The organism is Ancylobacter radicis (assembly GCF_018449475.1).
GTDB lineage: Bacteria > Pseudomonadota > Alphaproteobacteria > Rhizobiales > Xanthobacteraceae > Ancylobacter > Ancylobacter radicis.
The window spans coordinates 275,167-297,865 of sequence record NZ_JAHCQH010000017.1 but is presented as its reverse complement, the minus strand read 5'-3'; the positions used below and the strand labels follow the sequence as shown (position 1 = coordinate 297,865).

The 22,699-nt window shown below is 66.8% G+C and carries 19 protein-coding genes; 7 read left to right on the top strand and 12 right to left on the bottom strand.

Annotation, left to right across the window (positions count from 1 at the left end; genetic code table 11):
• Complete coding sequence (gene guaA / locus KIP89_RS13205; protein WP_213755889.1) at positions 1 to 1,572, top strand: glutamine-hydrolyzing GMP synthase; 1,572 nt, start codon at positions 1 to 3, stop codon at positions 1,570 to 1,572.
• A 21-nt stretch (positions 1,573 to 1,593) separates the two neighbouring features.
• Here the strand turns inward: guaA and KIP89_RS13200 are convergent, their stop codons facing one another.
• From KIP89_RS13200 to KIP89_RS13185, 4 genes are all read right to left on the bottom strand, one after another.
• Positions 1,594 to 2,025: a PPC domain-containing DNA-binding protein gene (locus KIP89_RS13200; RefSeq protein ID WP_250152453.1), complete on the bottom strand. Its 432-nt coding sequence runs from the start codon at positions 2,023 to 2,025 to the stop codon at positions 1,594 to 1,596.
• A gap of 95 nt (positions 2,026 to 2,120) precedes the next feature.
• The gene (locus KIP89_RS13195; RefSeq protein WP_213755888.1) at positions 2,121 to 3,338 is read right to left on the bottom strand and encodes an MFS transporter; all 1,218 of its coding nucleotides are present in this window, start codon (positions 3,336 to 3,338) and stop codon (positions 2,121 to 2,123) included.
• Positions 3,339 to 3,349: 11 nt separating this feature from the next.
• The gene (locus KIP89_RS13190) at positions 3,350 to 4,171 is read right to left on the bottom strand and encodes an aldo/keto reductase (RefSeq protein WP_213755887.1); all 822 of its coding nucleotides are present in this window, start codon (positions 4,169 to 4,171) and stop codon (positions 3,350 to 3,352) included.
• Positions 4,172 to 4,187: 16 nt separating this feature from the next.
• Positions 4,188 to 5,186 (bottom strand): TIGR03571 family LLM class oxidoreductase, encoded by a 999-nt coding sequence (locus KIP89_RS13185; RefSeq protein WP_213755886.1) that lies wholly within the window; start codon positions 5,184 to 5,186, stop codon positions 4,188 to 4,190.
• 103 nt (positions 5,187 to 5,289) lie between these two features.
• On the opposite strand from KIP89_RS13185, the gene KIP89_RS13180 reads away from it, so the two are divergent.
• From KIP89_RS13180 to KIP89_RS13170, 3 genes are all read left to right on the top strand, one after another.
• Complete coding sequence (locus KIP89_RS13180; RefSeq protein WP_213755885.1) at positions 5,290 to 6,195, top strand: LysR family transcriptional regulator; 906 nt, start codon at positions 5,290 to 5,292, stop codon at positions 6,193 to 6,195.
• A gap of 125 nt (positions 6,196 to 6,320) precedes the next feature.
• Entirely contained in the window at positions 6,321 to 7,451 is a 1,131-nt protein-coding gene (locus KIP89_RS13175) for an efflux RND transporter periplasmic adaptor subunit (protein WP_213755884.1), read from the top strand.
• Positions 7,448 to 10,534, top strand: coding sequence for an efflux RND transporter permease subunit (locus KIP89_RS13170; protein WP_256441449.1), 3,087 nt, complete (start codon positions 7,448 to 7,450; stop codon positions 10,532 to 10,534). The genes KIP89_RS13175 and KIP89_RS13170 overlap by 4 nt, the downstream gene beginning before the upstream one ends.
• A 40-nt stretch (positions 10,535 to 10,574) precedes the next feature.
• Here KIP89_RS13170 and KIP89_RS13165 read toward each other — a convergent pair whose 3' ends face one another.
• Positions 10,575 to 11,417 (bottom strand): alpha/beta fold hydrolase, encoded by an 843-nt coding sequence (locus tag KIP89_RS13165; RefSeq protein ID WP_250152452.1) that lies wholly within the window; start codon positions 11,415 to 11,417, stop codon positions 10,575 to 10,577.
• A gap of 269 nt (positions 11,418 to 11,686) precedes the next feature.
• Between KIP89_RS13165 and KIP89_RS13160 the strand changes: the two genes are divergently transcribed.
• Positions 11,687 to 13,726, top strand: coding sequence for a PAS domain S-box protein (locus KIP89_RS13160; RefSeq protein WP_213755882.1), 2,040 nt, complete (start codon positions 11,687 to 11,689; stop codon positions 13,724 to 13,726).
• 77 nt (positions 13,727 to 13,803) lie between these two features.
• On the opposite strand, the gene KIP89_RS13155 is transcribed toward KIP89_RS13160, so the two are convergent.
• The 7 genes from KIP89_RS13155 to KIP89_RS20155 form a co-directional block, all read right to left on the bottom strand.
• Positions 13,804 to 13,995, bottom strand: a complete 192-nt coding sequence (locus tag KIP89_RS13155) for a hypothetical protein (protein ID WP_213755881.1) — start codon at positions 13,993 to 13,995, stop codon at positions 13,804 to 13,806.
• Positions 13,996 to 14,202: 207 nt separating this feature from the next.
• Positions 14,203 to 15,318, bottom strand: coding sequence for an FAD binding domain-containing protein (locus KIP89_RS13150; RefSeq protein WP_213755880.1), 1,116 nt, complete (start codon positions 15,316 to 15,318; stop codon positions 14,203 to 14,205).
• A 24-nt stretch (positions 15,319 to 15,342) separates the two neighbouring features.
• The gene (locus KIP89_RS13145) at positions 15,343 to 16,119 is read right to left on the bottom strand and encodes an SDR family NAD(P)-dependent oxidoreductase (protein WP_213756019.1); all 777 of its coding nucleotides are present in this window, start codon (positions 16,117 to 16,119) and stop codon (positions 15,343 to 15,345) included.
• Between the two features lie 124 nt (positions 16,120 to 16,243).
• Positions 16,244 to 17,197: an efflux RND transporter periplasmic adaptor subunit gene (locus KIP89_RS13140; protein ID WP_213755879.1), complete on the bottom strand. Its 954-nt coding sequence runs from the start codon at positions 17,195 to 17,197 to the stop codon at positions 16,244 to 16,246.
• Positions 17,194 to 17,400: a DUF1656 domain-containing protein gene (locus tag KIP89_RS13135; RefSeq protein WP_213755878.1), complete on the bottom strand. Its 207-nt coding sequence runs from the start codon at positions 17,398 to 17,400 to the stop codon at positions 17,194 to 17,196. The genes KIP89_RS13140 and KIP89_RS13135 overlap by 4 nt, the downstream gene beginning before the upstream one ends.
• Positions 17,401 to 17,414: 14 nt before the next feature.
• Complete coding sequence (locus KIP89_RS13130) at positions 17,415 to 19,475, bottom strand: FUSC family protein (protein ID WP_250152451.1); 2,061 nt, start codon at positions 19,473 to 19,475, stop codon at positions 17,415 to 17,417.
• 181 nt (positions 19,476 to 19,656) lie between these two features.
• Positions 19,657 to 20,847: a helix-turn-helix domain-containing protein gene (locus KIP89_RS20155; RefSeq protein WP_369807144.1), complete on the bottom strand. Its 1,191-nt coding sequence runs from the start codon at positions 20,845 to 20,847 to the stop codon at positions 19,657 to 19,659.
• Here KIP89_RS20155 and KIP89_RS13120 point away from each other — a divergent pair.
• Positions 20,734 to 21,591 carry a LysR family transcriptional regulator gene (locus tag KIP89_RS13120; protein WP_369807143.1) on the top strand — a complete coding sequence of 286 codons (858 nt, stop codon included), beginning with the start codon at positions 20,734 to 20,736 and terminating at the stop codon, positions 21,589 to 21,591. The genes KIP89_RS20155 and KIP89_RS13120 overlap by 114 nt on opposite strands.
• Before the next feature lie 185 nt (positions 21,592 to 21,776).
• Positions 21,777 to 22,694: a helix-turn-helix domain-containing protein gene (locus KIP89_RS13115; RefSeq protein ID WP_213755875.1), complete on the top strand. Its 918-nt coding sequence runs from the start codon at positions 21,777 to 21,779 to the stop codon at positions 22,692 to 22,694.
• Positions 22,695 to 22,699 lie beyond the last annotated feature (5 nt).

The following is a 22,699-nucleotide window of genomic DNA, read 5'->3' as shown; positions in this document are numbered from 1 at the left end:
ATGAGCCAGACCGAGACGACACAAGAGCACGACACGATCCTGATCATCGATTTCGGCTCGCAGGTCACCCAGCTCATCGCCCGCCGCGTGCGCGAGGAGGGGGTCTATTCCGAGATCGTGCCGTTCCAGAGCGCGGCGGAGGCCTTCACCCGCGTGAAGCCGAAGGGCATCATCTTCTCCGGCGGCCCGGCCTCGGTGCTCGATGAGAACAGCCCGCGCGCGCCGCAGGAAGCCTTCGACGCCGGCGTGCCGATCTTCGCCATCTGCTATGGCCAGCAGACCTGCGCCGTGCAGCTCGGCGGCACGGTGGAAGGCGGCCACGCCGCCGAATTCGGCCGCGCCGAGGTGACCGTGCACAAGCCCAGCGCGCTCTATGAGGGCGTGTGGGAGGTCGGCGGCGCCTATCCGGTGTGGATGAGCCATGGCGACCGCGTGACCAAGCTGCCGGAAGGCTTCGAGGTCGTCGCCACCTCCGAGAACGCGCCCTGCGCCGTGGCGGTGAACGAGGAGCGCCGCATCTACACCACCATGTTCCACCCGGAAGTGATGCACACGCCGAACGGCGCCGCGCTGATCCGCAATTTCGTGCGCAAGATCTCCGGCGCCCGCGCCGACTGGAGCATGAAGGCGTTCCGCGAGGAGGCGATCCGCCGCATCCGCGAGCAGGTGGGCGAGGGAAGGGTGATCTGCGGCCTGTCCGGCGGCGTCGACTCGTCCGTGGCGGCGGTGCTGATCCATGAGGCGATCGGCGACCAGCTCACCTGCGTGTTCGTCGACCACGGCCTGCTGCGCCTCGGCGAGGCCGAGAAGGTCGTCACCCTGTTCCGCGACGCCTACAACATCCCGCTGGTGCATGTGGACGCTTCCGAGATGTTCCTCGGCGCGCTGGAAGGCGTGACCGACCCGGAAGTGAAGCGCAAGACCATCGGCAAGCTGTTCATCGACGTGTTCGAGGACGAGGCCAAGAAGATCGGCGGCGCGGGTTTCCTCGCCCAGGGCACGCTCTACCCCGACGTGATCGAGAGCGTCAGCTTCTCCGGCGGCCCGTCGGTGACGATCAAGAGCCACCACAATGTCGGCGGCCTGCCCGCGCGCATGAACATGCAGCTGGTCGAGCCGCTGCGCGAATTGTTCAAGGACGAGGTCCGCGCGCTCGGCCGCGAGCTGGGCCTGCCCGACATCTTCGTCGGCCGCCACCCCTTCCCGGGGCCGGGCCTCGCCATTCGCTGCCCGGGCGAGATCACCCGCGAGAAGCTCGACATCCTCCGCCTCGCCGACGAGGTGTATCTCGAGGAAATCCGCCGCCACGGCCTCTATGAGGAGATCTGGCAGGCCTTCGCCGTGATCCTGCCGGTGAAGACCGTGGGCGTGATGGGCGATTACCGTACCTATGACTATGTGGTCGGCCTGCGCGCCGTGACCTCGGTCGACGGCATGACGGCGGATTTCTACCCCTTCGACATGGCCTTCCTCGGCCGCGTCGCCACCCGCATCGTCAACGAGGTCAAGGGCGTCAACCGCGTGGTCTACGACGTGACCAGCAAGCCGCCGGGGACGATTGAGTGGGAATAATTCGCCACGCGCGCGGCGGCTTTACAGTCGCAGCACGTTGGCGCCGATGTCTTCCTCGAACCGGCGCTCCAGCCGGCGGTCGTGGGTGGTGATCGTCAGTTCGAACGAGCCGCGCCCGACGGTGAGGGCGAGAAGGTGGCCGCCGACGGCGTTGAAGTCGGCGCCGGTGGCGGTGGCATGGGCGTGGATCGCCGGCGCGCCGTCTTTCCAGGCGAGGGTTCCCAGAAGCGCCGTGACCTCCATGTCGCGGAAATCGCGGGGCTCATAATCGCGCCGCTCGAAATCGAAGAAGCCGAAGCGGATCAAGCCGGCAAAGCCGAAGCCGCGGACCGAGGCGGCGGGAATATCCGCCTCCCGCATCAGCGCCTCAAGATGCGCCAGGACATCGTCGCCCTGGCGCAGCACCATGAGGAAGCCGCCGGGGACGGGGATGTGACGTTGGATCTCAGCCATGTCGCTTTGTCTCCTCCACACGAATAATAGGGCCGTGACGCCGGATTCCGGCGGGCAGCGCGCGGCTGCCGCCGGCGACCCGGCGTCCTGGTCCTTCAGGCCTCGCAGGGACGCAGCGCGGTGCGCTGGCGGGCGCCCAGCCAGACCAGCACGAGGCCGGCCGCGGCGAGAACCCCGCCGGCGAGGGGAACCGCCGCATAGCCGAGGCCAAGGCTGATGACGCCGCCGCCGACCGCCGCACCCAGGGCATTGCCGAGGTTGAAGGCGCCGACATTGATCGACGAGGCCAGCCCCGGCGCCTCGGACGCCGCCTGCATCACCCGCATCTGCACCGGCGGCACGAGGGCGAAGGTTGCCGCGCCCCAGGCCAGCAGGCCGATGGCTGCGCCGACATGGCTGGTCAGGGCGAAGGGCAGCACCAGCATGATGAGCGCGATGGCCGCGAGGAAGATCTTCGTCGCCCCGTCGAGCGACCAATCGGCGAGCCTGCCGCCGAGGCCGTTGCCAATGGTGAAGCCGATACCGACCAGCACCAGAGCGAGCGTCACGAAGCTTTCCGACGCACCGGTCAGATCGGCGAGGGTCGGCGCGAGATAGGTGTAGAGCGTGAACATGGCACCCGCGCCCATCACCGTGGTCGCCATGGCGAGCAGCACCGCCGGCCGGGTGAGGACGCCCAGCTCACGGCGAATATCCGGCATCTTCCCCGCCTCGCCGCGCGGCAGCGCCAGCCACAGGGCGACGATGGTGAGCAGGCCGAGCAGGGCCGTGCCGGCAAAGGCGATGCGCCAGCCGACCTGCTGGCCGATCCAGGTGGCGGCCGGCACGCCGCCGACATTGGCGATGGTCAGGCCCATGAACATGGTCGCGATGGCGCTGGCCTGTTTGTCTTTCGGCACCACGCTGGCCGCGACGATGGCGCCGAGACCGAAGAAGGCGCCGTGGTTGAGGCTGGTGACGACACGGGAGGCGAGCAGCGTGTAGTAGTCCGGCGACAGAGCCGAGAGGATGTTGCCGAGGGTGAAGATCGCCATCAGCAGCATCAGGGCGGTGCGCTTGCCGAAGCGGCTGAAGGCGAGCGTCATGAAGGGGGCGCCCACCATCACGCCGATCGCATAGGCGCTGACCAGCATGCCGGCGGTGGGGATCGACACGTCCACCCCCTGCGCGATCACGGGCAGCAGACCCATCGGTGTGAACTCGGTGGTGCCGATGCCGAAGGCGCCGACGGCCAGCGCCAGCAGCGGCCAGTTGAACGACGGGCGGGCGCCCTGCGTCGGGGAAGAGGTCGGGGATGAGATGGTGTCGTTCATTGCGAGGCTCCTCAATCCCAGTCCGGGGCCAGTCCGGGCGGGCTCACCAGCCGTCCGTCCGGGCGGGCCAGCGTGCCGATCCGGGCCATGTCCTCATCGGTCAGCGCGAAGTCGAAGATGGCGATGTTCTCCGCCACCCGTTCGGGCCGGGCGGTCTTCGACAAGGCGATGTAGCCGAGCTGGATCAGCCAGCGCAGCGCCACCTGAGCGGCGCTCTTGCCGTGCCGGGCGCCGATCTCCCGCAGCAGCGGATCGCGCGGCACGGCGCCGTCGGCCATGCCGAAATAGGCGGTGATGGATACGCCCAGCGCCTTCGCCGCTGCCGCGACCGCGCTCTGGTCGAGATAGGGATGCGCCTCGATCTGGTTGGTGACGATCGGCGCCCGGCTCAGCGCGGCCGATTGCGTCATTTGCGCGATATTCTGGTTGCTCACGCCGATGAAGCGGGTCTTGCCGGCCGCCTGTACCTCGTTGAGCCGCTCGATCTGGTCGGCGATGGCGACCTTGTCGGTGGGCCAATGCAGCAGCAGGAGATCGACCCGGTCGACCTTCAGCTTGTCCAGGCTTTCGTCCACCGAGGCGGCGAAGCTCTGCTTGCCGTATTGATCGACCCAGACCTTGGTGGTCAGGAAGAGGTCGTCCCGGCGCACCCCCGACGCGGCCAGAGCACGCCCGAGGGCCGCCTCGTTGCGGTAGGCCTGCGCCGTATCGAAATGGCGGAACCCGGCTTCGAGCGCGGCGGGCACGACCGCCTCGACCTCGGCGTCCGACATGCGGAACACGCCGAAGCCGAGGGCGGGAATCTCCGCGCCATGGGCTTTCACGATAGTCATCAGGGAGTCCTTTCGTTCAGGCGGCGTGCGCCCGGCTGCGGGTGATGAGCGCCGGCATCACGTCGGACGCCAGTTCCTCGATGATCTCGGCAGGCGGACGGGCCGACTGCCGCATGTTGAAGGCGAGATGATCGACGCCCGCGCCGGCCAGCGCGTCGAGATGCGCGATCAGGCTCTTTCGCCCGAGGCGGGCGCCGAAACGGATGGGCTGGAAGGGAGCGTTGGCGTCGTCCAGCAGGTCGAGATGGCAGGCGCTGATGAAGGCGCCGCGACCGGCGGTCGCCTCCCGCCAGCGCGTCGCCTGCGCCGTCATCGCCTCGATGCTGCCGGGATAGACGAAGCGCCCGTCCATATGGGCGGCGAGCCAGTCATCATCCTGCCGGGCCTGTCCGGCAACGACGAGCGGAATGGCCGGCTGCGCCGGGCGCGGCAGCAGATGCAGGCTTGGCAGGCGCGTGCCGTTCACCGGCAGGCCGCCGGGCTGCCAGGCCGCCCGGAGATAATCGACCGCGTCCCGGAACGCGGCGCCGCGCGCTGCGAAATCGAGGCCGAGCAGCGGATATTCCACCGGCCGATCGCCGGAGGCGACGCCGAGAATGAGCCGCCCGCCGGACAGCGCGTCGACCGAGGCGGCCGCTTTCGCCGTCATCAGGGGATGGCGGATCGGCAGCACGACGGCGGCGGTGCCCAGCGCGATGGTGCGGGTCAGCCCGGCAAGATGGCCGAGCAGCACGAAAACATCGTGCACCGAACCGGCATCGCCCATGTTCACCTGGTCGAAGACCGGCACGTCGCGCATCCACACCGCCGCGAAGCCGAGCTCATCGGCCCGGCGCACGAGGTCGGTCTGCACGGAGAGGTCGGGCACGCCGGGCAGGCGGCCCTGTGCCACCCGCCGGGCCTCGCCAGCGGGCGACCAGTCATTGTCCAGCGGCAATTCGATGCCGAGGGTGAGGCGATCCGGCTTGCGGATCAGGTCCAGAGCCGAGCCTCGTTTCACCGAGTCTGGTTTCATCGCGTCCTGTTTCATGGAAGCTGAAATAGGCCGCGGGACGGTCCTTGATAATTGGCTCGCTTTCCACTTTATCTGAGAAACGATTTCACAGATGGAGCCGCGCATGGATAACCGCGCCGGAGAGATGCAGGTGTTCGTGCGGGTCGTGGAAGCGGGCAGCTTTTCCGAGGCGGCGCGCGCGCTGCTGATGACCCCGTCGACCGTCAGCAAGCTGATCGGCCGCATCGAGGCGCGGCTGGGCGTGCGCCTGCTCGAACGCTCCACGCGGCGGCTGTCGCTGACGGCGGAGGGGCAGGTCTATTACGAGCGGAGCCTGGCCCTGCTTGGCGAGCTGGACGACCTCGAAAAGGGGCTGTCGCAAGGCGCGGCACGCGCGGGCGGGACGATCCGGGTCAATGCCTCGGTCGCCCTTGGCGCGCTCGGGCTGGAGCCGCTGCTTCCCGCCTTCTGGGAGGCTCATGCGCCGATCGTCGTCGATCTCTCCCTGTCAGACGAGATCGTCGATCTGTATCTCGACCGGACGGATGTCGCGTTCCGGGTCGGGCCCCTGCCGGATTCCGGCATGATGGCGCGCCGGATCGGCGCCGCGCACCGCAAGATCGTCGCCGCTCCCGCCTATCTCGAACGCCACGGCACGCCGCGGACCATCGAGGACCTCGCCCATCACAACTGCCTCGGCTTCAACTTCCGCCGCGCCGCGCCGGTGTGGCCGCTGAAGGAAAGCGGGCGCATCGTCGATCGCGCGGTCCATGGCTCGCTGCTCGCCAATAATGGCGAGACCGTCCGGCGCATGGCGGTGGCCGGGGTCGGGCTGGCGCGCCTCGGCGACTATCACGCGCGCGACGACATCGCGGCGGGCCGGCTGATCGAGGTGCTGGCGGATGCCGTGGAGGGCGACGAGGAGCAGGTCAATGCCGTCTATCTCGGCGGCGCGCGCCTGCCCCAGCGGGTGCGGGTGTTTCTCGATTTCGTGTGTCCCCGTTTGCAGCTGTTCCTGGAAGGGGGCTGAGGCACGCGCCATCCCCCACTGGCACCGCCACGCGGCGGATCGGCAAGTTGGGCGCGTTCGCGAAAGAAAGCGGCGCCGTTCGGGCGCACGGATGGAGCTGTTGTACCCATTTGGAGGGCCGCTCCATGCCCGGCCGCCGTCTTACCCTCATGCTGGGTGCCTCCGTGATGGTGGCGCTGGCGGGAGGGGCCGCCCTCTGGGCGGTCAGTACCCGGACCCATGCCACGCCGCCGGCTCCCGCGCCCGTGCCGGTCGAGATGACGCAGGTCGTCCGACGCGACGTGCCGGTGTTCCTCACCAGCGTCGGCACGGTACAGCCCTTCAACAGCGTCACCGTGCGCTCGCGTGTCGATGGTGAGTTGCAGCAGGTTCTGTTCAAGGAAGGCCAGGACGTGCGCAAGGGCGACCTGCTGGCGGTCATCGACCCGCGCACCTTTCAGGCGGCGCTCGATCAGGCGCAGGCGAAGCTGCAGCAGGACGAGGCGTCCCTGACCAATGCGCAGAAGATCTTTGCCCGCGACACCCAGCTCGGCAAGGACGCCTTCGCCAGCCAGCAGGCCGTCGACAATCAGGGCAGCTCGGTGGACCAGTTGGCGGCCCAGATCGCGCAGGATCGGGCGGCGATCTCCGTGGCGCAGACGCAGCTTTCCTACACGCAGATCACCGCGCCGATCGACGGACGGGCGGGCCTTCGGCTGGTGGATGAGGGCAACATCGTCCATGCCGCCGATGCGAATGGCCTCGTCGTCCTCAACCAGTTGCATCCCATCGCCGTCATCTCGACGCTGCCGCAGGACGAGGTGGCGACCATCCGCACCGCGCTCGACGCTTCCGCGGTGGAAGCGCAGGCCGTGTCGCGCGACGGCAGCCGGCGGCTCGCGACCGGCACGGTGGCGCTGATCGACAACAAGGTCGATCCGCAAAGCGGCGCCCTGCAGGTGAAATCGGTGTTCCCCAACGCCGACGACATGCTGTGGCCCGGCCAGTTCATCGCGGTCCGGTTCAAGGTTGCAACGCGCCAAAACGCCCTGACGGTGCCGTCGGATACGGTGCAGCGCGGTCCCTCGGGCGACTATGTGTTCGTGGTGGGGAGCGACAGCCGGGTCACCACGGTCCCGGTACAGGCGGGGTTGATCGCCAATGGCATCGCGGTGATCGAGACCGGCCTTGAGGCGGGTCAGACGGTTGTGGTGCGGGGGCAGTATCGCCTCGCGCCCGGAACGGCGGTGACGGCGGCCCCCAAGGGGGATAGCTGACCGTGTCGCTGTCCTCCTGGTTCATCCGCCACCCCATCGGCACCTCGCTGCTGATGGCCGGCCTCCTGATGCTCGGCATGGCCGCGTTTCCGCGCCTGCCGGTGGCGCCGCTGCCGGAAGTCGATTTTCCGACGCTCTCGGTCTCGACCCAGCTTCCCGGCGCCAGCCCTCAGATCATCGCCTCCTCGGTGACGCAGCCGCTGGAGCGCCAGCTCGGCGAGATACCGGGCCTCGCCCAGATGACCTCCGTTTCGACGCTCGGCAATTCCTCGATCACCCTGCAATTCGGGCTCGACGTCGACATCAATGCGGCGGCGGGAGACGTTCAGACCGCGATCAACGCCGCCGGGGGGCAATTGCCGAGCAACCTGCCGGCGCCCCCGACCTATCGCAAGGTGAATCCGGCCGACCCGCCCATTCTGGTGCTGGCCCTGAACTCCAAGACATTGCCAATCACGCAGGTCGACGACTTCGCCGAGAATGTGCTCGAACAGCATATCAGCCAGATTTCCGGCGTCGGGCAGGTGCTGATCTACGGCCAGCAGAAACCATCGGTGCGCATCCAGGTCGATCCCGCCAAGCTCGCCAATCTCGGCCTGTCGCTGGAGGACATCCGGCAGGCGATCGTCTCGCTCTCGGTGAACGATCCCAAAGGCACCGTGCAGGGGCATGAGCGCACCTTCACCCTGTTCGACAATGACCAGTTGACCGCCGCCGGACCGTGGCGGGACGCCATCCTCGCCTGGCGCGACGGCGCGCCGGTGCGCGTTCGCGACATCGGGACGGCGGTCGACGCCCCCGAAAACAATCAGCTCGCGGCCTGGGCGAATGGCGAGCGGTCGATCCTGATGCCGGCGTTCAAGCTGCCCGGCGCCAATGTCATCGCCACGGTCGACGACATCAAGGCGCAACTGCCCCTGTTGCTCGCCAACGCGCCGGCCGGGCTGAATCTTGAGATACTGAGCGATCGCACGGGGACGATCCGGGCCTCCGTCGAGGATGTCGAGAAGACGCTGATCATCACCGTCGTGCTCGTGGTGGCGGTGATCTTCGTCTTCCTGCGCAATTTGCGGGCGACGGTCATCCCCGCCGTGGCGGTTCCCCTGGCGATCGTCGGCACCTTCGCCGCGATGTATGGGCTGGGCTACAGTCTCGACAATCTCTCGCTGATGGGCCTGTCCATCGCGGTCGGCTTCGTTGTCGACGACGCCATCGTCATGCTGGAGAACATCGAGCGGCATCTGGAGATGGGCAAGACGCCGCTGCAGGCGGCGCTCGACGGGTCGGCGGAGATCGGCTTCACCATATTGTCGATCAGCCTGTCGCTGACCGCCGTGTTCATTCCCCTCCTGCTGATGGGCGGGCTGGTGGGCAAGCTGTTCCGCGAATTCGCCGTCACGGTGACGATCACCATCGCCATCTCGGCCGTGGTGTCGCTCACACTGACCCCGATGCTCGCCGCGCTGTTCCTGCGGCCACGGGGCGAGGAGCGGGCGCATGGCCGGGGCTATCGCGCGCTGGAGAGCGCCTTCGACGCGCTGCAGGCGGGCTATCGCCGCACGCTCGACCTGGCACTCGACCATGTTGCGATCACGCTCGGCGTGTTCTTCGCCGCGCTGGCGGCGACCGGCGTGCTGTTCTACGAGATCCCCAAGGGCTTCTTTCCGTTGCAGGACACCGGCCTCATCATCGGCGTGTCCGAGGCGGCGCAGGACATCTCCTTCGCGCGGATGGCGCAGCACCAGATCGAACTCGGCCGGATCGTCGCCGCGGACCCCGACGTCGCCAGCGTCGGCATGGGGGTGGGCTCGGTCGCCGGACAGACCGTCAATAACGGGCGCATGTTCATTACCCTGAAGCCGCGCGAGCAGCGGCAGGCCTCCGCGTTCGAGATCATCGAGCGGCTGAACGGCAAGCTCGCCCAGGTCGAAGGCGCGGCGCTGTTCCTGCAGGCGGCACAGGACCTCAATGTCGGCGGGCGGGTGTCGCGGACGCAGTTTCAGTACACGCTACAGGACAACGATATCGACGAGCTGAGCGTCTGGGCGCCGAAGCTGCTGGCCCGGCTGAAGACGCTGCCGGAAGTTGCCAGCCTCGCCTCCGACCAGCAGACCAGCGGAGCCACGCTGACGCTTGAGATCGACCGCGACCAGGCGTCGGCCCTCGGCATCAGCCCGGCCGATATCGACAACACGCTCTATGACGCCTTCGGCCAGCGTCAGGTGGCGCAGTACTTCACCCAGCTCAACTCCTATCACGTGATCCTTGAGCTGACCCCGCAACTACAGGCCTCGCCTCATGCGCTGGACGACATCTACATTCCCGCGCCGGCCTCGGGCACCAAGGTGCCGCTCTCGGTTCTCGCCAAATGGACCACCGAGCCGACGAGCTTCCTGTCGATCAATCATCAGTCGCAGTTCCCGGCCGTGACCCTGTCCTTCAACCTCGCCCCCGGCGTGGCGCTCGGCGATGCGGTGGCGGCGATCCACGCGGCGGAAGCGCAGATCGGCAAGCCACCGACCCTGATCGGCACCTTCCAAGGCAATGCGCAGGCCTTCCAGTCCTCGCTGGCGAGCGAGCCGATGCTGGTGCTGGCGGCGCTGGTGGTGATCTATGTGATCCTCGGCGTGCTGTATGAGAGCTATGTCCACCCGATCACCATCCTCTCGACCTTGCCATCGGCCGGGCTCGGCGCGCTGGTCATGCTCTGGCTGTTCGGCTTCGACTTCTCGATCATTGCGCTGATCGGGATCATTCTGCTGATCGGCATCGTGAAGAAGAACGGCATCATGATCGTCGACTTCGCCATCGCGCGCGAACGGGCGGGCGGGATGACGGCGCGGGACGCCATACGCGAGGCATGCCTCCTGCGCTTCCGGCCGATCCTGATGACCACCTTCGCCGCGCTGCTCGCCGGCGTGCCGCTGATGCTCGGCAGCGGCACGGGATCGGAACTGCGCCAGCCGCTCGGCTACGCCATCGTCGGCGGGCTGATGGTGAGTCAGGTGCTGACGCTCTACACCACGCCCGTCATCTATCTCTGCCTTGATCGGCTACGGACCTTTCGGCCGTTCCACCGATGACACGCCCGATTGCCGAGACCGGCTCAGGCCAAAGCAGATCCTAGGCAATGGGCCTGTCTTCGAGGAAGGCGTGAAGAAGGGCGTTGAATTTCAAGGGGTTCTCCAGAAACATGAAATGCGATCCGCCCTCGTCGATTTCGAATATGACGGTCTGCGCCCCGGCGATCGCCCGGCCCGTCGCCTCCATGGCCTGCCAGGGCACGATGCTGCGGCGGGCTCCCACGCACAGGCACGGGCGCCCGATGCGCGCGATGACGTCCCGCCAGTTCTTGAAGGCGTGATCATAGAGCAGCCGTGCCGCATAGGGGCGCGGGAACAAGGCATTCTGCGCGTGCACCCAGTCGAGGTCGTTCGCCGGATAGGTCCCGCTGAACATGGCGGTGACAAAGGACCGGCTGAGCGGGCCATCATCCTGCGCCAGCTGCGCGACGAGATCGGCGGCTTCCTGCGCGGACAGGATGGCGCCGGCGTCGAGACGCTCCGCCTCGGACCAGCCGGGTTCGCTGACGATGGCGGACGCCTGATCGACGAAGACCATGCGGTCGATATTGCTCTCGCCAAACTGCTCCAGATAGCTCCAGATCACCGACGACCCCATGGAGTGTCCGATCAGCGTCACATCGGTCAGATCCTGGGCGCGGATCAGATCATGAAGGTCGGCGGCCAGCCGCGCCACGCGATACCCGTGATCGGGCTTCCCGCTGCGGCCGTGCCCACGCATGTCGATCGCGATGACGCGATACGCGGTGCTGAGGCTTTCGATCTGGAAGGTCCATTCCTCGGCCGTCTGCGACCAGCCGGGGATCAGGATGACGGGTCGGCCGGCTCCGGCGGCGATGTAGTGCAGTTCCACCCCGTCTCCCGTCAGGAAGGTACGGCTCATCTCCGAGGGTCTCTCAGGGACGTTTGTTGGGCTCATGATGAGCATTCCTGCCAAGTCTAGTCCGCCAAGTCTAATCGTTCGAATTTTTGAATAATGATCGGTATCTGATGATTCGCGCATAGGCGTAGCTTGCCGCGTTGCCGGTGCGCAACCGCGACTCTTTTCCGAATGGGCACAGACGTTCAAGACAGCTAGCGGGATTGCCACATAGATGCGCTGGGAGAGCGTAGCGGCTTTCGCATTATACGTTTCGCAGGGGAAGCGGAGACATGCCCGTGAGTGATGCGCTGGGCGGATCCACCGGTGGTGAGAAAGCTAAAGCCGTTTATCTGGCTGTCGCGGCGGCGGCCTTGGGCGCGGTGTTCGTCGCCGACCTTTGGCTTCCGGTCCATAGCGCGATCGCGGCGCTTTATATCGTCGTTGTCTTGATCGTCGCCGGCGGTGGCCTGCACAGGCTGGTGCTTCCCGCCGGCGCGATCTGCCTGCTCCTGACGGTGATCGCCTATTTCGTCTCGCCGGTTACTGCGACCAATCCGAATGCAACGCCCGATCTCATCGTCAGCACCCTGGTGATCGCCTGCGTAACGGCGCTCGCTCTCCGGCTGAGCGTGCAGAACGCCCCCCTGTTCGAACAGGCGCGCATACTGGAACTCACCCACGACACGGTCATTGTCTGCAATACAGCCGATCGCATCGTCTACTGGAATGAAGGGGCGGAACGCCTTTACGGCTGGTCGCGTGACGAGGCCCTTGGCGCCAATTGTCACGATTTGCTGCACTCGGAATACCCGAAAGCAGAGGCCGAAAACGCCCTTTCCGGCACCGGCAACTGGGTCGGCGAACTGCGCCGCCAACGGCGCGACGGCACCCCGGTCGTGCTGGCGAGCCGCTGGCTGGTCCGACAGGATCGCCGGGGGCGCCGCATCGGCGTGATCGAGACCAGTTCCGACCTGACGGCGGAATGGCAGGCCCATGAGGCGCGCCGCGTTTCGGAAGAACGCTATGAAGCGATCTTTCATGAATCGCCGGTCTCGATATGGGAATCCGACTGGACCCGCGTGCTGGCCCATCTGAAAGCGACCGGGGTGACGCCGCAATCGCTCAGGGCCAGCAACGACCAGATAGCGGTCGCGCGCCATCTGGGCTCGACGCATATCGCCAACCGGGCGACGGCGGTCCTGTTCGGCACCGAGACGCCTCACGCGATGGTCGGCAAGACCTTCGTCGCGCACTACATGCCGTCAACCGAAGCGGCCCTCGCGGAGATTTTCGCAACCTTCCTTGAGGGCGGGCATATGCGGGAAGTCGAAACGCAGTTCCGCACGGCGCAGGGCAAGGTGATCGACGTGCTTTGGCGGGCGACGCTCTTGCAGGGCAAGAGCGAATGGTCTCGCGTGCTGATCACCGCCATCGATGTGACGGACCGCAACAATGCGCGTCTGAAGCTGGAACAGGCATCGGCCGACCTTGCCCATGCCGCGCGCATTTCCACCCTCGGGCAGCTCTCCGCCTCCATCGCCCATGAGGTCAGCCAGCCGCTGGCGGCGATCAAGACCTATGCTGAATCCGCCAGAAGATGGCTTGCCGCGCCCATCCCCGACATGAGCGAAGTCGAGCTCTGCCTCGATGGCGTCATCACGGCGACCGCGCGCGCCTCCGAAACCCTGGCCCATGTGCGCTCGCTGGCACGCAAGGGCACGCCCCAGCTCGAGGCGTTCGACCTCGCCGGTCTCATCGCCGAATCCGTCCGCATGGTGCAGCGCGAGGCAAACGCGCACGAGACGCGCATCCGCGAGCTGATCGAACCGGGATTGCCCGCCGCCTTCGCCAATCGCGTCCAGATCCAGCAGGTCATCGTCAATCTGGTGCTCAACGCGATTCAGGCCATGGACAAGGTCGAGGGCCGGCCGCGGGAGGTCGTCGTCTGCCTGAGTTCGGCGCCGGATCGCATGATGAATGTCGAGGTGCGCGACAATGGCACCGGCATCGCGCTCGACAATCCCAACGAGATCTTCCAGCCCTTCCGCACGACGAAGGCGAACGGCATGGGCATGGGGCTGGCGATCTGCCGCTCCATTGTCGAGGCCCATGGCGGCACCATCCGGGCGGAGAACAATAGCGGGGTCGGCGCGACGGTCTCCTTCATCGTGCCGATGGAGATCAACGCGCCGGCCAAGAAGCAACATCACCCTGTCCGGGACGCTGGCCGGGCTCACGACCCGATGGCGAGCGCAGATCGCGCGGCCGGCGCTTCGAGCCCGGACTGGCAGACTACGCAGGCTGACCCGTCGATGCCGACGAAGCACTGACCGGCCGCCATCCCGACCCGCCGACCCGATCCACCAACCGATGCGCGGCGCTGGAACGCGCCGCGCCCCGTTCCGCGCTAGCGGGCCATCTCCTCGCGCTGTTTCAGAAGAGTGTCGAGCAATTGCTGCTGCTGCGCGATCCGTTCGGCGGCACGATCCTCGTCCGCGGCGCCGGAATAGGCGGTGGCCTGTTCGGTCAGCTCCGACAGGTTGCTGCGCAGGATGGCGATGCGCTCATCCAGTTCGATCAGGGTGGCGGCGTCCGGCATGGCAATGGCCTCTGGTTCAGCCGACGGCAAAGCCGAAACGGCGGGTTGCGGGTAGGTCGGGCGACGGAAATCGTCAGGTCCGTCGCTATGCGTCGATGATGGTCCAAATGGTTCCCTGCCGGCCTATTTGCCAGCCGGCGGCGTCATGAACAGTGCGCGGTGCGGCAGGCCTTCGGCCGTCTCGCGCGACAGGTTCGGGTGGGGGACCTATTCCAGCGACTTCCCCAGCCGCTGCCCATAGGCGACGATGGAGCGCCCGACCGGCGCGCGTTCCGCCTCATAGGTGGCCAGCGCGGCGTCGATGTCGGGCGTTCCAAGCAGGGCGTTGCGCAGGGCGAAGGCGTCACCGGCCGCCTTGGCGACGCCCATGGCGGTGTGCGGGCGCGCCACGAACGCGGCGTCCCCCATCAGCGCCACGCGGCCCGCCACCATATGCGGGGGCGCATAGTCGAAAATGGCGTGGATGAAAGGCCGGGGCTCGGCCGTCACCGCCGCCGCGAAGGACGGGGGCAGCAGCCGCTGGGCATCCGCGCGCATGGCGGCGACCACCTCGGGCCGCACATGGCCAGGGGCGAGGGAGAAGGGACGGCGCTGGCCATCCCTGTCGGTGAGTACCGCGTCGAGTTCTTCCGGGGTGTAGCGGCGGTACCAGACCCAATTATAACGGCGGCGTCCAACGGCGTTGGAGCCATCCGGGCCGGCGACGAGATAGCCGAGGATGTGCGATCCGGGCATCTCGTAGAAGGCGAAGCGGTCGAAAAGCTGATCGGCAGCGGCCTTGGGGACTTCGGCTTCGGGGAGCAGGCCGCGCCAGGTGGCGTAGCCGACATAGTCCGGCAGGGAGTGCGGACCGGCAACCGTGGCCCGCACCTGCGAGCCGATGCCATCGGCGCCGATCAGCAGATCCGCGCGCTCCTCGCGGCCATCGGCGTAGCGCACCCGGACGCCATCGGCCTCCTGGATGACCTCGACGGCGCGCCGGCCGATCTGGTAGCGGGCGTCGGGCAGCAGGTCGCGGAAAGTGCGGAACAGCACGTCCCAAGACAATTGCGTCTGCGGCGTGCGCTGCTGGTGGATGATGCCGCCGGCGCGGTCGAGATAGATGCGCTCGTGGGCGATGACGCCGATCTGCGCGACATGTTCGACACCGACATCGCGCAGGATATCGAACACCTCGCGCTGGGCGACCAGACCGGCGCCGCGTCCTTCGAGGCCGTGCACCGAACGTTCGGTGACGGTGACATCGAAGCCGGCCCGGTTCAGCAGCACGGCGGCGAACAGGCCGCCGATCGAGCCGCCGACGATGAGGATACGCGCGCTCATGATGTGTTTCCCTGAAGCGCAGCGTCAGACGATGAAGTCGATCACGCCGCCATCGACCCGCAGGGCGGCGCCTGTGGTGGCCGAGGCGAGCGGCGAGGCGATGTAGACCGCCATGTTCGCCACTTCCTCGACGGTCGCGGGCCGGCCGATGAGCGAGCCCGGCCGGTGCGCCTTCACGAAGTCCTCGCCGGCCTGTTCCAGCGTCTTTCCGGCGGCCACCTCGGCCTTGAGCATTTCCGCCACGCCCTCGGAGAGCGTCGGCCCCGGCAGGATCGAATTGACGGTGACGCCGGTGCCGGCCATGCGCTTGGCCAATCCACGGGCCAGCGCGATGTCGGCGGTCTTGGAGACGCCGTAATGGATCATCTCGACGGGGATGTTGAAGCCGGATTCCGAGCCGAGGAACAGCATGCGGCCCCAGCCGCGCGCGGCCATGCCCGGCAGATAGGCGCGGGCGAGGCGAACGCCGGACATGACGTTGACCTGCCAATGGCGCTCCCACACCTCGTCGGCGGTGTCGAAGAAGTCCGACGGCTGGAAGATGCCGAGATTGTTGACCACGATGTCGAAGGAGGGCTCCGCTGCGACAAGCGCGCGGCTACCGCCCTCGGTGGCCAGATCAATGGCCACACCCCGTGCGGCACCGCTAAGGCGAGCGAGCGCGGCATCCACCTTCGCCTGCGTACGGCCATTGATGACGACATGCGCGCCGGCCTCCTGAAGGCCCTTCGCGATGGCGAAGCCGATGCCCTCCGTGGAGCCGGTAACGAGGGCGGATTTACCGGAAAGATCGATTTTCATCATCTGCTCCTTGCCCCTCGGGGGCCCATTGGTCACCCTCACGCTAGAAGGATTGGCGGGGCGGCGTTATCGGCTATTGGGTTCGTTCCGTCATACGACCGTCTGAGCGCCGTTGCGCCGGCGATCAGGGTGCCGGGGCCGGGCCCGGCGCGGCGGCAGGCGGGGTGCCGGGGGTGGCGTCGGCATGGCCGGTGATCGACACGGTTGCCGTCAGGCCGGCGACCAGCGTGACCGAGGGCGGCACATGGTCCAGAACCACCCGCACCGGCACGCGCTGGGCGAGCCGGACCCAGGTGAAGACCGGGTTCACCGTGGCCAGACCCGAGCCATCCGGCTGCGCATTGGAAACCGCGATGCCGCGCCCGATGCCCGTGACATGGCCCTTCAGCTTGTCGGGATAGGCCATCAGCGAGACCTGGGCCGCATCGCCGACGCGGATGCCGTTGAGCACGGATTCCTCGAAATAGGCGTCGACCCAGAAACTGTCGCTGTCCACCACCGACAGCACGCGCTGGCCGCTGGTGGCATAGTCCCCGGCCTGTGCGAGAAGATTGGTGATGTAGCCGTCAACCGGCGCGACAATCCGGGTGCGGCTGAGGTTCAGCCTGGCTTGGTCGCGATTGGCGAGCGCCTCCTGATAGGCCGCCGCCGCCATATCGGCCACCGCCGCGAAGCTCTGCTGCTCCTCCTTTGACACGGCGATCGCGGTGAGTTCGGCGCGCCGCTGCGCTTCGGCCTGCTTGTTGTCGAGGTCGGCCTTGGCGCGCGCAACGGCGGCTTCGGCATTGGCGAGGGCGATCTGGAAGTCATCAGGCTCGATGACGATCAGCAGGTCGCCCTTGTGCACGAACTGGTCGCCCTTGATCGGCAGATCGACGATCCGCCCCGATATCTGCGGCGTGACGGTGACCACATAGGCCCGCACGGTGCCGTCGCGCGTCCACGGACTGGCCATGTAGGCCTGCCACATCCACCAGCCGAGCACACCGGCACCCGCCAGAGCGCCGAGCGTGAACAGGACGGGCAGGACGGCGCGAAGCCGCGAGGGCCGGTCGCCGGCCGGATCGATGGTGGTCATTGGCGCGCACCCACAAACAGGACGATGAGGGAAAGAACGATGATGTAGATGCAGAGGTTGAACAGGCCGGGATGCCAGACCTTGCGGGCGATGCCGTAGCGATTGGCGATCAGGCTGAGCGGGATGGTCGCCACCCAGGCCGCCAGCATCATCACGGCGAAGGGCGCGACATAGACCCCGAGGATGTTGATCTCTGTGTACAAGGGTTCGGACCTTCTCAACTGAAGGACGACAGGAAGAGAACGCGCGGATCGATCCGCGCGGCCAGCAGCGCGCCATGGAGGTCGATGGCGTCGGTGATCACCGCTACCGCCGCGCGCAGATGCACCGGCCGAGACCTATCGGCCTCCGCCGTTGACACCGGCCCTTCGTCGCTGGCGCGGACCAGCGCGCCGAAGGCATCACGGGCCACCATGAGCCGCGCGTCGGCGAGAGCATGGAGGGCCTGGGACAGCAGGCCGGCGGCGGGTTCAAGGGTCACCACCTGTCGCAGGTGGATGACCGCCTGCCCGAGCGCGAGCAGCGCCATCAGCTCGCCGGCCTGCTCCGGCGTGGTCTGCGGGGGCAGGGCTTCGGTGCGCCGCGTCAGCAGCGTGGTCCAGTGAGCGTGATCCGTCCGCCAGGTGCCGTCCGCCACACAGCGGAAATCGCGCAGCGACAGCGCCACAAGGCGGCGAGCCCGGACCTGCGGCGGGATGGTCGGCATGACGACGAAGAACAAGGTGCCGATGACGGTGCCCGTCACGATTGCAAAGGCGAGATTGAAATAGTCGGAGGCGTTGTAGGAAATGGGGTTGCCGACGCCCAGCAGGGGAAGCGAGGCGATCGACATGGCAAGGAAGACGACGCTGTGCCAGGGACCGGCCTGCATCACCCCAAGGGGAATGAACAGCAGGGCGAGCACGGCGATCAGCGCCGGAAAGCTCGACAGCGACGGCAGGACACCGAAATAGAGCCCGGCCCCGAGTGCGGCCATCAAGGCGGCGCCGATCGCGTAGTCTTTCGCAAGAGCGCGGGCCTGATCGCCGAACGAGCCGAAAACCAGCGTGCCGATGGCGGCGAACACGATGGCGAAGGGGCCGCTCGGCCAGGCCGAGACCACCCAGAAGGCGGCGGTGGCGAGCACCGCCACGAAAACGCGCAGGCCGTTCAACACAGCGGGCAGCGGGTCTGCGACGACGAGAGGGGGGAACGGCCGCGTGAGACGCGCCCCCTCGTGTTCGCGCAGCAGAATGATGCCATCGACCAGAGCGGCGAGGCCGAGCGCAACGTCGCGCGCCGCGTCGGTCGCGATGCAACTGGTGGTGTCGATGCTGGGCGTATTTCGGAGGCGCGACACAACCTCCCGGCAGATGCGCTGCACCTCAAAGGGGGCGCGGTCGAGCTGCGCGAGGTCGATTCTCCTGAGGAGAGGAACCAGCGTCTCGCGGATCAGTGCCTGACCGTCGCCGTGACGGCCATGATGGTTGCCAACGTTCCGCCAGGCGACCAGCGCGTTGACGAGCGCCTCATTCATGAGCCGGAGATTGCTGGTGCGCGCGCGCAGGAACGAGGATTCGCCGATGGCCGCGTCGATCTGGGTTTCGAGCAGACCAAGCGAGCGCACCACATTTCGCCGCGCGGCCTGAAGCTCCGGCGTCTCGCCGGTCTGCGCCAGCGTTCCCAGGAAGCCGCTCGCGACCTGATCGGCGACCTGCCGCACGGTGCGGGCGAGCTGGCGGCTGGCGGAGCCGAAGTCGGTGAGCATCATCACAAAGCTGGCGGCGGCGATGCCGATGCAGATCTCACCGACGCGGATGACGGCGAGGAAGAAAGCCGTGCTGGGGTCCGTCAGCGTGTCGGCGAAGATGATCGCGGCGGTGATGCCGGCCAGTGCGGCGGCATAGGAGGCGAAATTGCGCAGCATCACCACGGCGAAGCCGCACAGGCCGCACCAGAGGGCGAGGGACAGCAGCAGGGTGTTGCGCTGCTGTGGGAACATCGCCAGCAAGGCCACCATCACCAACGCGCCGACGATCGTGCCGATGGCGCGGTAGCGCCCCTTCTGCAGGGAGGCGCCGAGGTTCGGCTGACACACGATGGCGGCGGTCGTCGCCGCCCAGAAGGAGTTCTGCAGTTCGAGAAAGTAGGTGATGTAAAGCGCGAGGCACACAGATGCGGCCAGACGCACGCCGAACAGCAGGCGCGGGCCGACAGGACCGATGGAACGCAGCGCGCCCTCCAACCGGGCAAGCAGGCCTGGCGCAGCCGCCGAGACGGAGCCGCAGACGTCCCTCATCGCATTCCCCGCCTGATCCTGAAAACATCACTGGCGATGGAGCATAGGCGGGCTGCGACAGGAGGAAATTATACAGCGGTGGCCGCGCATCGCACTTTGGTATGGCGGCCTTGGCAGGGAGTCCGTGCCGTCGCTGCGCCAGCCCTCATGAAATGGAACCCGCATGACGGCGGGTCGAGGCTCAGTAATCCTTGAGCGCGAGTTGCTGCCGCCACGAGCCGGGGCTGGCGCCGACCAGGCGTCGGAACACGCGCGTGAAATGGCTCTGCTCGGTGAAGCCGCACATCAGGGCGATGTCGGCCAGCGTCCAGTCCGTGTTCCTCATCAGGCGCTTGGCTTCGGCAATTCGCAGATCCGAGAGATAGCGATGCGGCGTGCTGCCGAAACTCACGCGAAAGGCGCGCGCGAAATGGCTCGGCGTGATCTGGCACTCGCGCGCGATTTCCTCGATCGTGATCTGGCCGCTGATCCGTGCCTGCATCATCTCCATCGTACGGCGCTGCTGCCATGGCGCGAGGCCGGCATGGAGCCGGGTGCGTTGCACATCGAGGCCGCCATAGCTCTCGGCGATATGGGCGAGCAGGCTCAGCCCCAACTGGTCGACAAACAGCCGGTTCGCCGTGGCGGGTTGCCGGGAGACCGCCAGCAGCACACGCGACAGCGCCGCCATTGTCTCGTCCGGTCTATCGCGCGGCCATCGCAGCGTGTCGACAGTCCCGCCCTTATGCTCGCGGAAGAAGTCGTCGAGCACGGCTCGTGGCAGATGGAATTGCAGGGCTTCCAGAGGGCCGGTGAACTCGCATTGCGGCGTTTCGTGAAGGTGCACGACGCTCGCCGTCCCCGCCGCGAAAGCGCCCGAGAAGCGCAGGACCCCGCCCACCCAACGCGCGTGACGCTCGATATCCTTCAACTGATGAAGTACGCTAAAGGCATCCTCGGCCGCGATCGGCTCGGTTCTCGGCCGCTCATTCTTCGGGCAATTGATATAGGTCACGGCAAAAGGAAGTTGTAGGGGCTGATCAACGCCAGCAATCAACGATCCGTTGACCATCAGGTGCTGACAGATTCGCTCACCGAAATATCCCTGACCTGTCTCGGGCTCTCCGTTACTTGATTGCATTGCTGCCGGACTTTCATAGGTCATCGAACGCAGGAGGCTATGTAATTTGAAGACCCTGCGAAACTGGGATCGGGTGCCGGATGACGCGGCCGAAAATTCCGCATGAATAAGCTCGACGGTATTTCCGTCTTCGTTCAGGTGAGCGATTCCGGCAGTTATGCTGCGGCCGGCCGCGTGCTCGGCGTATCCGCGTCCGCCATTGGCAAGGCCATCGTGCGGCTGGAGGAGCGCATCGGCATCCGGCTGTTTCATCGCAACAACCGGAGCATCGGACTGACGCCGGAGGGGGCGGTCTTCCTCGCTCACTGCCGTCGCATCATGGCGGAGCTGGCCGCGGCAGAGGTGAGCTTCTCAAGTGCTCATGCACAGCCAAGCGGAAAGTTGCGCGTCAGCGCCCCCGTGGTGAGCGAGGGGTGGAACCGCGTCTTTCTCCAGTTCATGAACCGCTTTCCCGAAATCGATCTCGATATCAGCTACACCAATCGGATCGTCGATCTTGTAGAGGAGGGCTTTGACGTCGTTTTGCGAATTGGCCCGCTCCAGGATTCGCGCCTTCTCACCCGCCGTCTGGGCGTGTTCAGCCTGCGGCTGGTCGCGGCGCCCGACTATCTCGCACGGCATGGAACGCCCCAGACGATCGAGGATCTTCTGGGCCATGCGTGTCTGCGCAATCGCAATGTCTCGAGCCGGCGGATCGACAATTGGCCGCTCGGTCCCGACCATGCGCATGTGAATGCGGGGCTCTCCAACAAGCTGGTGGCCGATCACTATGCGATGCTGCTGATGGCCGCGCTGGACGGGGTGGGTATCGCCTGCCTGCCGAGCTTCTGGGCCGATGAGCACATCGACCGCGGCACGTTGCGCCATCTTCTGGCCGAGCAGACGCCCAATCAGCGGGCGGTTTCCGCCGTCTGGCCGGGAGGTCCCGGTTTCCCTGTGAAGCTGGCGGCTTTCGTGGATTTCATGGCGCAGAACCTGCCGACCATGCTGCGCTGAGCCGTTCCTGTCCCGTCTTTCCGCGTCAATCAGCGTCGGCGGGCGGTCAGTGGTTCGCCGCGCGGCCCTGCCGCCGGACCTGATGGTTGCGCGCGAAATTGGATATTTAGCGATAAATTCGCCAATCGCCGTTGCCGCCCTGTCCTTACTGTGCACGCGCACTCCAGCTTGTTCGGGAGGTCGGGATGACAGGGCAGCCGGCGCGATCGGCGGCGTTGAAAGAGCATCTCGCGGGGTTCGGCTCGGTCCCTGACGACATTCTCAGCACCAGCCCCGGCTGCAAGGCGTCGCTGGAAATGGCGCGGATCAGCTCTGACCACGCCAATTTCGGTGAAATCTCGGTCGACGCCGGCGCGCCCGGCTTTCTCGTCAGCGTTCAGCTTGGAGATTTGCATGCCCGGCGCGTCTACAAGGGCGATGGCGTGGAGATGCATGTCTATGGCCGGGATTCGATAAGCATCCATTATCTGGACGAAGCTTACAAAGCCGACCTGCTGACACCATTCGACTTTGCCCTTTGCTACGTCTCGCGCGAGGCCATCAGCGCCATCGCGCAGGAAGTGGGGGCAGGGGAGGTGACATCACTGACCTGCCTCCCGGTCACGCGCGATCCCGTAGCGGCAGATCTTTGCCGCGCCCTGCTGCCGACATTGCATCGGCGGCCGGAGAGCGAGAGCATCTTTGTCGATGCCGCCGCAATGGCACTGCTCTCCCACCTTACGACCACCTATGGGGACGCCGGCACGTCCGGTCCACGGAAGAATGGGGGGCTGGCCGACTGGCAGAAGCGGCGCGCTATCGAGTTGCTGGCGGCAGCCGCGGAGGCGCGCGGCGCCGTGTCGGTGTCCTGGATCGCGTCCGAATGCCGGCTCTCGCGCAGCTATTTCGTCCGGGCCTTCAAGAGGTCGACGGGCCTGCCGCCGCATCGCTGGATGGCCGATTTTCGTTTGCGCAAGGCGAGACAGCTTCTCTCCGAAACCGACGAGCCGATCGCCGAAGTCGCGGACAAATGCGGCTTTGCCGATCAGGCGCATCTCACGCGCGCCTTCGCCTCCGCCACCGGGCTGACGCCGGCCGCCTGGCGCCGGCACATACGGTGCTGAGGGCG

Bases quoted from the DNA above. Each gene is read 5' to 3' on its own strand.
- guaA (WP_213755889.1), top strand. From the start codon at position 1: ATGAGCCAGACCGAGACGACACAAGAGCACGACACGATCCTGATCATC.
- KIP89_RS13200 (WP_250152453.1), bottom strand. From the start codon at position 2,025: ATGGCTGAGATCCAACGTCACATCCCCGTCCCCGGCGGCTTCCTCATG.
- KIP89_RS13195 (WP_213755888.1), bottom strand. From the start codon at position 3,338: ATGAACGACACCATCTCATCCCCGACCTCTTCCCCGACGCAGGGCGCC.
- KIP89_RS13190 (WP_213755887.1), bottom strand. From the start codon at position 4,171: ATGACTATCGTGAAAGCCCATGGCGCGGAGATTCCCGCCCTCGGCTTC.
- KIP89_RS13185 (WP_213755886.1), bottom strand. From the start codon at position 5,186: ATGAAACCAGACTCGGTGAAACGAGGCTCGGCTCTGGACCTGATCCGC.
- KIP89_RS13180 (WP_213755885.1), top strand. From the start codon at position 5,290: ATGGATAACCGCGCCGGAGAGATGCAGGTGTTCGTGCGGGTCGTGGAA.
- KIP89_RS13175 (WP_213755884.1), top strand. From the start codon at position 6,321: ATGCCCGGCCGCCGTCTTACCCTCATGCTGGGTGCCTCCGTGATGGTG.
- KIP89_RS13165 (WP_250152452.1), bottom strand. From the start codon at position 11,417: ATGAGCCGTACCTTCCTGACGGGAGACGGGGTGGAACTGCACTACATC.
- KIP89_RS13160 (WP_213755882.1), top strand. From the start codon at position 11,687: ATGCCCGTGAGTGATGCGCTGGGCGGATCCACCGGTGGTGAGAAAGCT.
- KIP89_RS13155 (WP_213755881.1), bottom strand. From the start codon at position 13,995: ATGCCGGACGCCGCCACCCTGATCGAACTGGATGAGCGCATCGCCATC.
- KIP89_RS13150 (WP_213755880.1), bottom strand. From the start codon at position 15,318: ATGAGCGCGCGTATCCTCATCGTCGGCGGCTCGATCGGCGGCCTGTTC.
- KIP89_RS13145 (WP_213756019.1), bottom strand. From the start codon at position 16,119: ATGAAAATCGATCTTTCCGGTAAATCCGCCCTCGTTACCGGCTCCACG.
- KIP89_RS13140 (WP_213755879.1), bottom strand. From the start codon at position 17,197: ATGACCACCATCGATCCGGCCGGCGACCGGCCCTCGCGGCTTCGCGCC.
- KIP89_RS13130 (WP_250152451.1), bottom strand. From the start codon at position 19,475: ATGAGGGACGTCTGCGGCTCCGTCTCGGCGGCTGCGCCAGGCCTGCTT.
- KIP89_RS20155 (WP_369807144.1), bottom strand. From the start codon at position 20,847: ATGAAACAGCCGGATGCCGATGCGCTCCTCCAGCCGCACGATGGCCTT.
- KIP89_RS13115 (WP_213755875.1), top strand. From the start codon at position 21,777: ATGACAGGGCAGCCGGCGCGATCGGCGGCGTTGAAAGAGCATCTCGCG.